At 72.7% G+C, this 12449-nt stretch carries 16 protein-coding genes; 12 read left to right on the top strand and 4 right to left on the bottom strand.

What is annotated here, in order from left to right:
* Positions 1-11: 11 nt before the first annotated feature.
* On the bottom strand, positions 12-488 hold the full coding sequence (locus ACW62_RS28500) for a VOC family protein (RefSeq protein ID WP_053207513.1): 477 nt from the start codon (positions 486-488) through the stop codon (positions 12-14).
* 39 nt (positions 489-527) lie between these two features.
* Between ACW62_RS28500 and ACW62_RS28495 the strand changes: the two genes are divergently transcribed.
* From ACW62_RS28495 to ACW62_RS28485, 3 genes are all read left to right on the top strand, one after another.
* The gene (locus ACW62_RS28495) at positions 528-1010 is read left to right on the top strand and encodes a MarR family winged helix-turn-helix transcriptional regulator (protein ID WP_083460268.1); all 483 of its coding nucleotides are present in this window, start codon (positions 528-530) and stop codon (positions 1008-1010) included.
* 79 nt (positions 1011-1089) lie between these two features.
* Positions 1090-2034, top strand: coding sequence for a ribose-phosphate diphosphokinase (locus ACW62_RS28490; RefSeq protein WP_053207512.1), 945 nt, complete (start codon positions 1090-1092; stop codon positions 2032-2034).
* An 81-nt stretch (positions 2035-2115) separates the two neighbouring features.
* On the top strand, positions 2116-2376 hold the full coding sequence (locus ACW62_RS28485; RefSeq protein ID WP_157575045.1) for a hypothetical protein: 261 nt from the start codon (positions 2116-2118) through the stop codon (positions 2374-2376).
* Positions 2377-2439: 63 nt separating this feature from the next.
* Here the strand turns inward: ACW62_RS28485 and ACW62_RS28480 are convergent, their stop codons facing one another.
* Together ACW62_RS28480 and ACW62_RS28475 are read right to left on the bottom strand one after the other, a co-directional pair.
* Positions 2440-2763: a rhodanese-like domain-containing protein gene (locus ACW62_RS28480; RefSeq protein WP_205629667.1), complete on the bottom strand. Its 324-nt coding sequence runs from the start codon at positions 2761-2763 to the stop codon at positions 2440-2442.
* Positions 2760-3443, bottom strand: coding sequence for an iron-dependent transcriptional repressor DtxR (locus ACW62_RS28475; protein ID WP_053207510.1), 684 nt, complete (start codon positions 3441-3443; stop codon positions 2760-2762). The genes ACW62_RS28480 and ACW62_RS28475 overlap by 4 nt, the downstream gene beginning before the upstream one ends.
* Positions 3444-3642: 199 nt before the next feature.
* Here ACW62_RS28475 and ACW62_RS28470 point away from each other — a divergent pair, with 199 nt between their 5' ends.
* The 9 genes from ACW62_RS28470 (at position 3643) to ACW62_RS28435 (ending at position 11150) form a co-directional block, all read left to right on the top strand.
* Positions 3643-4434: a ParA family protein gene (locus tag ACW62_RS28470; RefSeq protein ID WP_205629666.1), complete on the top strand. Its 792-nt coding sequence runs from the start codon at positions 3643-3645 to the stop codon at positions 4432-4434.
* Positions 4431-4718, top strand: a complete 288-nt coding sequence (locus ACW62_RS34890) for a hypothetical protein (RefSeq protein ID WP_169792142.1) — start codon at positions 4431-4433, stop codon at positions 4716-4718. Before ACW62_RS28470 ends, ACW62_RS34890 begins: the two co-directional genes overlap by 4 nt.
* Positions 4719-4720: 2 nt before the next feature.
* On the top strand, positions 4721-5269 hold the full coding sequence (locus tag ACW62_RS28465; RefSeq protein ID WP_205629665.1) for a 2'-5' RNA ligase family protein: 549 nt from the start codon (positions 4721-4723) through the stop codon (positions 5267-5269).
* A 10-nt stretch (positions 5270-5279) separates the two neighbouring features.
* Positions 5280-5981 carry a response regulator transcription factor gene (locus tag ACW62_RS28460; RefSeq protein ID WP_053207508.1) on the top strand — a complete coding sequence of 234 codons (702 nt, stop codon included), beginning with the start codon at positions 5280-5282 and terminating at the stop codon, positions 5979-5981.
* A gap of 20 nt (positions 5982-6001) precedes the next feature.
* Positions 6002-7408, top strand: coding sequence for a HAMP domain-containing sensor histidine kinase (locus tag ACW62_RS28455; protein WP_053207507.1), 1407 nt, complete (start codon positions 6002-6004; stop codon positions 7406-7408).
* Positions 7409-7530: 122 nt separating this feature from the next.
* Positions 7531-8121, top strand: coding sequence for a hypothetical protein (locus ACW62_RS28450; protein ID WP_053207506.1), 591 nt, complete (start codon positions 7531-7533; stop codon positions 8119-8121).
* A 1-nt stretch (position 8122) separates the two neighbouring features.
* Positions 8123-9244 carry a peptidoglycan-binding protein gene (locus tag ACW62_RS28445; RefSeq protein WP_053207505.1) on the top strand — a complete coding sequence of 374 codons (1122 nt, stop codon included), beginning with the start codon at positions 8123-8125 and terminating at the stop codon, positions 9242-9244.
* Positions 9241-9966, top strand: coding sequence for an ABC transporter ATP-binding protein (locus ACW62_RS28440; protein WP_083460266.1), 726 nt, complete (start codon positions 9241-9243; stop codon positions 9964-9966). The genes ACW62_RS28445 and ACW62_RS28440 overlap by 4 nt, the downstream gene beginning before the upstream one ends.
* Entirely contained in the window at positions 9963-11150 is a 1188-nt protein-coding gene (locus tag ACW62_RS28435) for an ABC transporter permease (RefSeq protein WP_053207504.1), read from the top strand. The genes ACW62_RS28440 and ACW62_RS28435 overlap by 4 nt, the downstream gene beginning before the upstream one ends.
* On the opposite strand, the gene nagA is transcribed toward ACW62_RS28435, so the two are convergent.
* Positions 11147-12277, bottom strand: a complete 1131-nt coding sequence (gene nagA, locus ACW62_RS28430; protein WP_053207503.1) for an N-acetylglucosamine-6-phosphate deacetylase — start codon at positions 12275-12277, stop codon at positions 11147-11149. The genes ACW62_RS28435 and nagA overlap by 4 nt on opposite strands.
* Between the last annotated feature and the right edge of the window lie 172 nt (positions 12278-12449).

Genomic DNA, 12449 nt, shown 5'->3' with positions numbered 1-12449 from the left:
CGCCGCCCACCTCACAGCTGCAGGGCGCGGGGCGGCGAGGCCAGCAGATCCGCATCCTCCCAGTCCATGCCGGGCACGTCCACGTACAGCTCGATCTCGTTGCCGTCCGGGTCGGCGATGTAGAGGCTGTGCGTCACCACGTGGTCGGTCGCGCCGAGCACCGTCGCGCCGGCCTCCTGCAGCGTCCGCAGCGCCGCCCGCAGCTCGTCGTCGGACGTGCCGATCTTCAGGCCGAAGTGGTACAGCCCGACCCGGCGCCCGGCCGGCAACGCCGCCGCGTCCGGTCCGACCTCGATCAGCAGCAGCTCGTGGTGGGTGCGGCCGGACGGCGCGTTGAACATCGCGAACGGCATGGGCAGCGGGCCGGAGCCGTCGCCGTCCGGCTTCGGCAGCACCTGCCGCCAGCCGAGCACGTCGCGGTAGAACGCCACCGACCGCTGGATGTCGCGTACGTAGAGCACGAGGTGCCCCAGCTCCTTGACCTCCACAACCCCTCCTCAGAAAGTTGAACCTTCAACCATCATCGTATGCTGGGCGACGTGAAGTCGACGCCGTGGCTCAGTGCCGACGAACAGAAGGTGTGGCGGACCTACCTGCTGGCGAACCAGCTGCTGTGGGCTGCCCTGGACCGGCAGTTGCAACGCGACGCCGGCATGCCGCACGCGTATTACATGATCCTCGCCATGCTCTCCGAGGCGCCGAACCGCGAGCTGACGATGTCGCACCTGGCCCGCCTGGTCGGCTCGTCACCGAGCCGGTTGTCGCACGCCGTGTCCCGGCTGGAACAGGCCGGCTGGGTGCGCCGCCGCAAGCACCCCACCGACGGCCGCACCACGGTCGCTTCGCTTACCGACGACGGCTTCGCGGTGCTGGCCGAGGCCGCGCCGGGCCACGTCGGGGAGGTCCGCGGCATCCTGTTCGACCCGCTCACGCCGGAACAGGTCGACCAACTCGGCGAGATCGTCGCGGCGATCGTCGCGCCGCATGACGGACGCGCTCCGCACGTGTGAGATGCTGCCCGCGACGGCAGCCGCAGGCCGGCCGACACTACCTCGACCACGCCGACTCGACGCGAGAGAGGCAGCGACCATGCGAGACATCGCCGTCTTCAGCGGCAGCGCCCACCCGGAACTGGCCGCCGAGATCTGCGCCCAGCTGGGCGCAGCCCTCAACCCGGTCCGCATCCAGCGCTTCGCCAACGACTGCCTCGAAGTGCAGCTGCAGGCGAACTGCCGCGAGCACGACGTGTTCCTGATCCAGCCGATCGTCCCGCCGGTCCAGGAGCATCTGGTCGAGCTGTTCCTCATGCTCGACGCCGCCCGGGGCGCCTCGGCCGCGCGCACCACAGTCGTCATGCCGCACTACGCCTACGCCCGGTCGGACAAGAAGGACGCCCCGCGCATCTCCATCGGCGGCCGGCTGATGGCCGACCTGCTCACCACGGCCGGCGCCAACCGCGTCCTGGCGATGACGCTGCACTCGCCGCAGGTGCACGGCTTCTTCAGCGTGCCGGTCGACCAGCTGCACGCGCTGCGCGAGCTGGCGGCGCACTTCCAGGGACGCGACCTCTCCAACACCGTCGTCGTGTCACCCGACCTCGGCAACGCCAAGCCGGCGTCGGCGTTCGCCCGCATGCTCGGCGTGCCCGTCGCGGCCGGCGCCAAGCAGCGCTTCGCCGACGACAAGGTCACGATCACCGCCATCATCGGTGCGGTCGAAGGCCGCGACATCATCGTGCTCGACGACGAGATCGCGAAGGGCAGCACGCTGATCGAGCTGATGGAGCGGCTGCGCGAGCGCGACGCCCGATCCATCAGCATCGCCTGCACGCACGGCCTGTTCGCCGACGACGCGCTGCGCCGCCTCGGCGACCAGCCGGACGTCGAAGAGATCGTCTGCACCAACACCGTGCCGCTGGCCAACGGAACCACGCATCCGAAGCTGACGGTGCTCTCCGTGGCGCCGCTGCTCGCCGAGGCGATCCGCCGCATCCACAACGGCGAGTCGGTGAGCGCACTCTTCCACGACGCGTGAGAGGCAGCTCACCCGCATCACTGGGACCAATACGGGCATTTCCCAGACGGCGCCCGAACCCGCCATCCATACTCAGTGCCCATGACGAGGAGTCAGTTCGAGACCATGACGGACTTCGCCGACCCGCTCACCGCTGTCACCCGACGAGGCAGGCTCGTGCTTGCCCAGCGTGAGGGGTTCATCGAGCTCGACGCCGCCGGCGAGCGGTTCGAGTTGCTCGGCCCGTTCGACAACGCCGCCGAACTGGGCGACGACGTCGAGATCACCGGCGTCGTGGCGCCGCAGGGCCGTGGGGCCCGCGACACCCCGGCGATGCTGGTGCGGCACGTCCGCCGGATCTGATCAGTCCCTGACAACAGCAAGCGGGCAGCCGTCAGGCCGCCCGCTTGCTCGATCGTCTCCTGGTTACTCGGGCAGGCCGGTCTCGACCGGGTGCCCGGCGCGGACCCACGCGTTGGTGCCGCCGGCGACGTTGCGGACGTCGTAGCCTTGCGCGTCGAGGTAGTCGGCCACCTGTCCGCTGCGCCCGCCGACCGCGCACACGAGGTAGACGGTGCGGTCGCGCGGAATGTCGTCGATCTGCTCGATGACCGACCCCATGGGGATCAGCTGGACGCCCGGGATGTGCGCCTCGACGTACTCGCCCGGCTCGCGGACGTCGACGATGGCGGCGCCGCCGTCCTTCCACACCGCCATCAGCTCGTCGACGGTGACCTCGGCGGCGCTCACGGGACGCTCACGAAGATGTGCGAGGCGTCGGCGGAGGACAGCTCGACGGTCTCGGTGCTGCGCACCTGCACGCCGTTGTCGGTGGTGGTGGCGCGCACGGTGCGGCCGGGGACGATCTCGGCCTCGCGCAGGCTGGCCAGCAGCTTCTCGTCGACCTGCAGCGGCTCGCCGATGTGCCGGACGACCACTTCGGCGCCGTCGCTGGTGCCGGCCTGGCGCAGCTGCCGGACGCCGGAGCGGAACTCCTCGACCTCGGTGGAGCTGCCGAGTTCGGCCAGGCCCGGGATCGGGTTGCCGTAGGGGTCGGCGGCCGGCTCGTGCAGGAGGTCGACCAGGCGGCGCTCGACCGCCTCGGAGACCACGTGCTCCCAGCGGCAGGCCTCGTTGTGCACCAGCTCCCAGTCGAGCCCGATGACGTCCACCAGCAGCCGCTCGACCAGGCGGTGCTTGCGCATGACCCGCATGGCCAGCAGCCGGCCCTTCTCGGACAGCTCGAGGTGACGGTCTTCGTCGACGTGCAGTAGGCCGTCGCGCTCCATGCGGGCGACGGTCTGGCTGACGGTGGGACCGGACTGGTGCAGCCGCTCGGCAATACGCGCGCGGAGCGGGACGATGCCTTCCTCTTCGAGCTCGAAGATCGTCTTGAGGTACATCTCTGTCGTATCGATGAGGTCGCTCACCCGACGGCTCTCCTCGCATCACTCAGATTTCCATGGCGCTGCGGCTGGTAGTGCCGTCGTTCGCCGATCGACCCGCCGGGGTCTCGGGTCGATACGTCGAGCTTATCGCGACCGCGTCTCGTTTCCGGTTTCGATCGCTCACCGGCCTCGGACCGAGACGCCGGGGCGTACCTCGTGACAGACTCACGGAGTGCCGGTGGTGAGCGTCCTGAGCCTCAAGGGCGGCGTCGGGAAGACGTCGGTCACGCTTGGGCTGGCCGGCGCGGCAGCCGCACAGAAGCTGCGCTGCGTCGTCGTCGACCTCGACCCGCAGGGCAACGCCACCACGGTGCTGGCGCCCGACGGCGTGCGGTTCACCGCCAACGACGTCCTCACCGGCGACCGCCCGGTGGCCATCGGCGACGCGCTCGCCGTCAGCGGCTGGGGCGAGCCGGTCCGCGTCCTCGCCGGCGAGCCCGCGCTCGAGCGGCGCAACAACCCGGCCGACGGCCCACCCGGACGGCACCACGTGCGCGCCGCGCTGGCCGGCCTGCGCGACGCCGACCTCGTGCTGATCGACTGCCCGCCCAGCCTGGCCGAGCTGACCCGCAACGCGCTGGCGGCCAGCGACACCGCGCTCGTCGTCACCGAGCCGACGGCGTTCGCGCTGGCCGGCGCCCAGCAGGCGCTCGACGCCGTCGACGCCGTCCGCAGCGCCCACAACCTGCGGCTACGGCCGGCCGGCATCGTCGTCAACCGGTTCCGGGCCGGCGCCGCCGAGCACCGGTACCGGCTCGACGAGCTGATCGCCGCCTACCGCGACCTCGTCATCGACCCCGTGCTGCCGGAACGCTCGGCCATCTCCCGCGCCCAGGGCGCCGGGGTGCCGGTGCAGCGCTGGCCGTCGCCGGGCGCCCGCGAGGTCGGCCGCATCTTCGCCGGCTATCTCACGCTGCTGCTGAGCGCGTCCCGGGCCGGTGCCGGACCGTTCTCGAAGGGGGTCTCCCGATGAGCTCGTCGCTGCCGCCGCCGCGGCCCGCACTCGTCCGCCGCCCCGACGGCACCGTCCGCTCCGCCGCGCCGCACCTCTCCTCGCTCTCCGTCGACGAGGACGCCGTCGCCAAGGCGGCCAAGAAACACAAGAAGAAGAAGGTCCGCCCCGGCGACGACGACGCGGACCTCGTGGTCACGCTCTCCAAGCGCGACCGGAAGCGGCTGCGGCGCAAGGCCGACGGCTACGGCTGGACGGCGGAGGAAGCGGCCGCGCACGTGCTGCGCGCCTGGGCCGACGAATAGCGGTGTCGGGCTTCACGGTCCTGCAGATTCCGGTGCCGGCCGTGGAGTCGTTCGTCCGGGGCCGGTTCGAGCACTACGACCGCGCGTACCTCTCGTCCGATCCCGCTTTCACACACGCGCACATCACGGTGCTGGCGCCGTTCCTGCCCTCGCCGGACGCGGCGGCGCTCGGGGCGGTGCGGTCGATCATCGCGGCCGCGGCGCCGATCACGTTCACCCTCGAACGGCTGGAGACGTTCCCGAACGGGATCGTCTACCTCGCGCCGGAGCCGGCCGCCCCGTTCCGCGCCCTCACCGAGGCGCTCGTCGCGGCGTTCCCGCAGTGCCCGCCCTACGGCGGCGAGTTCCCCGACGTCGTGCCGCACCTCACCCTCGACCAGCTCTCGGCGGACGTCTCGGTGGCGTCGACCCGCGACGCGCTGGGCGACACCGTCCCCGTCACGTGCGTCGCCGACCGCGTCGACCTCGCGTGGTACCAGCCGCACCGCACCCGTGTGCTGCGGCACTGGTCGCTGGGCTCGCCGACGCCCGCCGCCTCACGAGGTGCGTGACAATGCCTGCATGCGTGTCTTGGTGGTGGACGACGAGATCGGGCTGCGGGAGTCGCTGACCCGCTCGCTCCGATTCGAGGGCTACGAGGTCGTCACGGCGGCCGACGGCCCGCAGGCGCTGTCCGTGGTCGCGACGAGCCAACCGGATGCCGTCATTCTCGATGTCGTCATGCCCGGCCTCGACGGGGTCGAGACGTGTCGCCGGCTGCGGGCGTCGGGCCAGGACGTCCCGGTGCTGCTCCTCACCGCCCGCGGCATGGTGACCGACCGCATCCGCGGCTTGGACTCCGGCGCCGACGACTATCTGACGAAGCCGTTCGCTCCGGAGGAGTTGCTGGCGCGGTTGCGCGCGATGCTGCGGCGCCGTCGCTTCGTCTCCGCTGACGGCGCGACGGCGGCAGGCGGGCTCGCGGTCGACACCCGCTCCTGGACCGCGAGCCTGGACGGCGCCGCGCTCAGCCTGACCCGCACCGAGTTCCGGCTGCTGACGGCCTTGGCCCGGGCGGCAGGCGAGGTGCTCAGCCGCGGCCAGCTCTACCGGGACGTGTGGGGCGACGACGAGCTCGAGGACAGCTCGAAGACTCTCGACGCCCACATCGGCTGCCTCCGGCGGAAACTGGAGGCAGGCGGTCGCCCGCGCATGGTGCACACCGTCCGCGGCGTCGGCTTCAAGCTGCTCGCGCCGCCGCCGAACGGCGGCGGCGCCTCGTGACCCTGCGGACGAGGCTCACCGTGATCGCCGCCACCGCGGTGGCGGCCGCGGTGGTCGCGGCGGCGGTGGCGGCCTGGCTGTTCGCACGGTCGACGCTGATGAGCGAGGTGGACCAGCAGCTCATCGACCAGGTCGACGACGGCGACGTGCTCGGCAGCGCCATCGGCATCGGCGGAGAGCCCGACCCGACGCTGCCGTCCGCACCGGTGGAGGAGCTCGCCGAGACGCGTGAGGTCGATCTGATCCCGATCGGCGGGCAGCTGGTCGACGCCGACGGCGAGGTCATGCGGCTGTTCTCGTCCACGGCGCCGGAGATACCGGTGAGCGACGTCGAGCGCCGGCTGATCGCGGGTGAGATCGACGGCCCGGTCCTGCGCACCGAGGAGCTCGACGGCGAGCAGTTCCGGATCGTCAGCGCGGTACTGGCCGACGGTGCGCTCGTCGTCCAGATGAGCCGGTCGCTGACCGACGTCGAAGGGTCCTTGGACCGGCTCGCCTGGTTGCTGACCGGTCTGGCGCTGGCCGGCGTCGTGGTCGCGGCCGGTGTCGGCTGGGCGGTCGCACGGACCGGGCTGCGGCCGGTCGACCGGCTCAGCGCCGCGACGGAACGGGTCGCCCTGACCAAGGACCTGGCGCACCGCATCCCGGTCGCGGGCGACGACGAGATCGGACGGCTGAGCCGGTCCTTCAACGAGATGCTGGAGGCGCTGGACGGCGCTCGCGCCCAGCAGCGCCGGCTGGTCGACGACGCCGGGCACGAACTGGCCACGCCGCTGGCCACGCTGCGCAACGATCTCGACCTGCTGTTGCGGGCCGAAGACCATCCGGAGCGGACCCTCAGTGCCACCGATCGGCGCGAGCTGCTGGCGAACCTCACCCGGCAGTCGGCGTCGCTGTCCCATCTGATGGGCGAGGTCCTCGATCTCGCCCGCGGCGAGGCCGAGGCGGAGGTCGCCGGACCGGCCGATCTGCGCGCGATCGTCGCCGCCGCCGCCGAGCTGACCGCCCGGGTCGCACCGGACGTGCGGATCGAGGTGAGCGGCGCACCGGTCCGCGCCGTGGTCCGCCGCGGCGCCGTGGAGCGGGCCGTGGCCAACCTCGTCCGCAACGCCGTCCAGGTCAGCCGCGCCGGCGACGTCGTCGAGGTCGCCGTCGAGCGCAGCGGCAGCCAGGCCGGTATCCGGGTCGCCGACCGCGGCCCCGGCCTCCCCGACGGCGACCACGAGCGCGTCTTCGACCGCTTCTACCGAGGTGAGAGCGGCCGCGGGTACCCGGGGTCGGGGCTCGGGCTGTCCATCGTCGCGCAGGTGGCGGCGCAGCACGGCGGCTCCGTGACCGCCGCCGGCCGCCCCGGCGGAGGGACGGAGTTCGTGCTCTCCCTCCCCCTCGACCGCGGTGCCGGAGCAGAGATTCTCAGCTTGCCTTAGAACACGGTTTCAGGATCGCTCAGTCGCGACTGCGACGGTGGTGACGGCGGCTCCCGGAGCGTCCCCCACGGGGAGGTTCCGGTGAGCCGCCGCCACCAGCTCACCGCGACCGAAGGACCCTGATGACCACGACCATCCGCCAGCGGCGCCCGTCCGGGCGCCGGCGCACCCTGCTGCTGCCCGCGGCGCTGACCGCCCTCCTCGCCCTCGCCGTCGCCGGCTGCGGCGACGACTCCTCCGACGGCGTCAGCAGCCTGGAGACCGAGGCCGCCCAGACCGAGGCGGCGTCCGACCCGACGTCCGGCGGCGGGGGCGGCGGCGGTGCGGCCGAGGACGAGCTCGAGCAGGCGCAGGCCTTTGCCGAGTGCATGCGGGAGAACGGCTTCGACATGCCCGACCCGGAGATCGGCCCCGACGGCTCCATGACCATGCAGGGGCTGCCGATGGGCGACCCCGTCGCCGAGGCGGCACTCGACGCCTGTGCTGACCTCATGCCGGCATCCCAGTCCGGCGGCGACGTCGACGAGGGCGCTCTCCAGGACGCGTTGCTGGCCTACGCCCAGTGCATGCGGGAGAACGGCTACGACATGCCCGATCCGGACTTCTCCGGCGGCGCCATCCCGCTCCCCTCCGTTCCGCAGGAGGGCGATGACCCGGCGCTGCTGAATGCGCATGCGGCCTGCGAAGACATCCTGGCGTCGGTGGGGTCGTGACATGTCCGGCACGCCACCACGCCGACGGCGCCGCCGCACGGTCCTGTGGGTCGCGGTGACGGTGGTCGTCGCCGGGGCCACGACGGCGGCCGTCGCCGTCACCCGTGAGGACGACGCGGAGGCGACGGCCGAGACCGAGACGCCGTCCACCACCCCGGTCACCGTGCGGGATCTGGTGGAGCGGTCCCGGGCCGACGGCAGCCTCGACTACTCCAGCGGGAGACAGCTGAAGGCCGGCCGCACCGGCGTCCTGACCTGGCTTCCGGCCGAGGGCGACGTCATCGGCCGCGGCGGCGCGGTCGCCCGCATCGACGACGTCCCCGTCCCGCTCCTCTTCGGGGAGCTGCCGTTCTACCGCGAGCTGAGGATCGGCGTCGACGATGGGCCGGACGTCCTGCAACTCGAGCAGAACCTCGAAGCGCTCGGTGTCACGCCGGACGAGATGGAGATCGACGACCACTTCACCAGGGCGACCGCCAGGGCGCTGAAGGAGCTGCAGGAGGACTGGGGGATGGAGGAGACCGGTGTGCTGCTGCCGGGCGACGTCGCCGTGGCCTCCGGCGAGATCCGCGTCGGCGCCCAGTCGCCCGACGAGGGCGGCGCGGACGACGCCGACGGACCCGCGGGCGCGGCGGTCGGTGACACGGTTGCCGCCGACACGCCGCTGCTGACCACGACGTCCACGCAGCTGCAGGTCGAGGCCGAGGTCTCGATCGGCGACGCCGACATCGCCGGGGTGGGGACCGCGGCCGTGGTCACCCTGCCCGACGGCAGCACGGTCGATGCCTCCGTCGTCTCCACGGGGACACCGGAGAAGGACGACGAGGACAAGCTCGTGGTGCCGATCGTGCTCGCCCTCGGCGACGCCGCCGTCGCCGCGCCGCCCGGCTCGCCGGTCAGCGTCGAGCTGGTCGCTCAGACCGCGGCGGACGCCCTCGCCGTCCCCGTCACGGCGCTCGTCGCCCTCGCCGAGGGCGGCTTCGCCGTCCAGGTCGTGACGGCCGGCGCCGACGGCGAGCAGGTCGAACTGGTGCCGGTCGAGCCCGGGATGTACGCCGACGGCTTCGTGCAGGTCACCGGCGACGGCATCGGCGAGGGCACCGAAGTGGTGGTCCCCGAGTGACGATCACAGGCACCCACGCGAAGCCGGTGCTCACGCTCCGGAGCGTCCGCAAGTCCTACGGCGACCTGGAGATCCTGCACGGCATCGACATCGACATCCGGCAGGGCGAGTTCGTCGCGGTCGTCGGCCCGTCCGGTTCCGGGAAGTCCACGCTGCTCAACGTCATGGGAACGCTGGACCGGCCCACGTCGGGCGACGTGATCATCGACGGCGTGCCGACCGCGGCACTCTCCGACAACGAGCTGGCCGCCGTCCGCGGCCAGCGGATCGGGTTCATCTTCCAGTCGTTCCACCTGCTCAACGGCATGACAGCGGTCGACAACGTCGCCACCGGCCTGCTCTACGCCGGCGTGCCCCGCAGGGTCCGCCGGCACCGGGCGGCGGAGATGCTGGCCCGCCTCGGGCTCGAGCACCGGATCCACCACGTCCCGTCGAAGCTGTCCGGCGGCGAGCGGCAGCGCGTCGCCGTCGCGCGGGCGCTGCTCGCCGCGCCGGCGGTCGTGCTCGCCGACGAGCCGACCGGCAACCTCGACAGCGTGTCCAGCTCCGAGGTGCTCGACCTGCTGACCGAGCTGCACGCCACCGGGACCACCGTCGTCGTCATCACCCACGACCGCGAGCTCGGGCAGCGACTGCCGCGACGGATCGAGATCCGCGACGGCGCCGTCGACGCCGACCTCACGACGGGCGGGCTCGTGACCACCCGGGCGGGCCGGCCATGACGACCGGCAGCCGGCTGCGGGCCCGCGACCTCGGTGAGCTCGCGCTGTTCGGCGTCAGGGCCCGGCCGGTCCGGGCGGTGCTCTCGGCGATCGGCATCGCCATCGGCGTGGCCTCGATCGTCGCGGTGCTCGGCATCTCCACCTCGGCTCAGGCCGACCTGCTGGCCAAGCTCGACGCTCTGGGCACCAACCTGCTCCAGGCCCAGGCCAACACCAGCGTCGACGAGCAGGCGACCCTTCCGCCGACGGCGACCGACTCAGTACGCAACATCGGCCCGGTCGAGTCGGTGTCGTCCGTGGCCGACGTCGAGGCCGACGTGTACCGCAACGAGCTCGTGCCCAAGGACCAGAGCCAGGGGATCATGGTCAAGGCCGTGGACCCGGACCTGCTCGACGTCCTCAAGGGGGCCGTGGCCGACGGCGTCTTCATCGACGATGCCAACGGCGCCTATCCAGCCGTCGTCCTCGGAGCCGTCACCGCGCAGCGGCTCGGCATCGGCTCGGCCGACCTCGGCGCCGCGATCGTCATCGACGGCGTCAGGTTCGTCGTCGTCGGCATCCTGCAGCAGCTCGAGCTCAGCCCCGACCTCGACCGGTCCGCCCTGGTCGGCTACCCGGTCGCGGTGCAGAAGCTCGGCCTGTCCGGCGAGCCGACCACCGTCTACGTCCGCGCCGACCCGGACCATGTCGAGGCGGTGGCCGCGGTCCTGAACGATCAGATCAACCCCGCGGTCCCGGGCGATGTCACCGTCTCCCGGCCCTCGGACGCCCTCGTGGCCCGGGCCGCCACCGAGGAGGCGTTCACCGGCCTGCTGCTCGGGCTCGGCGCGGTCTCCCTCGTCGTCGGCGGGGTCGGCGTCGCCAACGTGATGGTCATGGGCGTGCTGGAGCGACGCGGCGAGATCGGGCTGCGGCGGGCCATCGGGGCGACCCGCGCCCACATTCGCCGCCAGTTCCTCACCGAGTCGGTCGTGCTCGCGGGGGTCGGCGGCGCTGCCGGTGTGCTCCTCGGCGGCCTCGTGACGGGTGCCTACGCCTTCAGCCGGGACCTCCCCGTCGCCGTCCCCGCGGTCGCGATCGCGGGCGGTACCGGGATAGCTCTCGCTCTCGGCGCCGTCGCCGGCCTCTACCCGGCGGTGAAGGCCGCCCGGCTCTCCCCCGTCGAGGCCCTCCGCGCCGGCTAGGGTGCCCACTCCCCACGGGCCATGACGGCGTCGACGACCAGGTCCGCGTCGAGCACGACGAGGTCGGCGTCGAGGCCGGGGGCGAGCGCGCCGGTGCGCCCGTCGAGACCGAGCAGCCGTGCGGGCGTGGCGGACGTCGCCCGCACGGCCTCCGGAACGCTGAACCCGGCCTGCTGGACGGCGAAGCGGAAGGCGTGGTCCATGGTGAGCGTGCTGCCGGCGATGGAGCCGCCCTCCACCAGCCGGGCCACCCCGTTCTCGACCCGCACCGCCATATCGCCGAGCACGTACTCGCCGTCGCCGATGTCCGTCGCGTCCATGGCGTCGGTGACCAGCGCGATGCGCTGCGGGCCGGCCGCGCTGCGCACGAGGCGGGCGATCGCGGCATGCAGGTGGACGCCGTCCAGGATCAGCTCGACGGTGACCCGCTCGTCCTCCAGCAGCGCGACGATCGGGCCCGGGTCGCGGTGATGCACCGGCGCCATCGCGTTGAACAGGTGCGTCGCGACCGTCGCCCCGGCATCGATGGCCTGCCTCGTCACGTCGTAGGTCGCGTCGGTGTGCCCGACGGCGGCGACGGCGCCCGCCGCGACGACCGCGCGGACCGCGTCCAGCCCGTGCTTGAGCTCCGGCGCGAGGGTGACCATGCGGACCGTGCCGTGGCCCGCCTTCAGCAGCCGGTCGACGGCGGCCGGCTCCGGCGCGCGGAGGGCGCGCTCGTCGTGGGCGCCCTTGCGGGCCGGCGAGATCCACGGCCCTTCCAGGTGCACGCCCGCGATCAGGCCCGCGTCGGTCAGCTCGGCCAGCACCCGCACGTCATGCTCGAGCGCGTCGTACTCGCCGGTGACCAGGCTCGCGACGATGGATGTGGTGCCGTGGCGACGGTGCGTGGCGACGAACGTGCGCACGGCCGCTTCGTCGGCGCCCACCACGCTGCCGCCGCCTCCGCCGTGCGTGTGCAGGTCGACGAACCCGGGCACCAGCCAGCGGCCGCCGAGGTCGCGGCCCGGGTTCGCCGGCGGCCGGCCGGACCCGAGCGCGGCGATGCGCCCGCCGTCGGTCTGCAGCCAGCCGTCCTCCACCACGCCGTCGGGCGTGACCATCTGCGCACCGGCGATCACCGTCATCCGCGTACCTCCTGGCTCTTTCGTCTCGGTCCGCACCGTATCGTTAGGGCGTGTCTCCCAAGTCTCGGCCGTCGCGCAGTAGGCCATGGACTTGGGAGACACGCCCTAACCTCGGGGTTTCACGTCTGCCGGGGTGGTGTGTGGCGTGTGATGCACGGAAGTGCCTGTTCAA

It is taken from the genome of Jiangella muralis (assembly GCF_001270745.1).
Lineage (GTDB): Bacteria > Actinomycetota > Actinomycetes > Jiangellales > Jiangellaceae > Jiangella > Jiangella muralis.
This window is presented reverse-complemented; position numbering and strand designations above follow the sequence as displayed.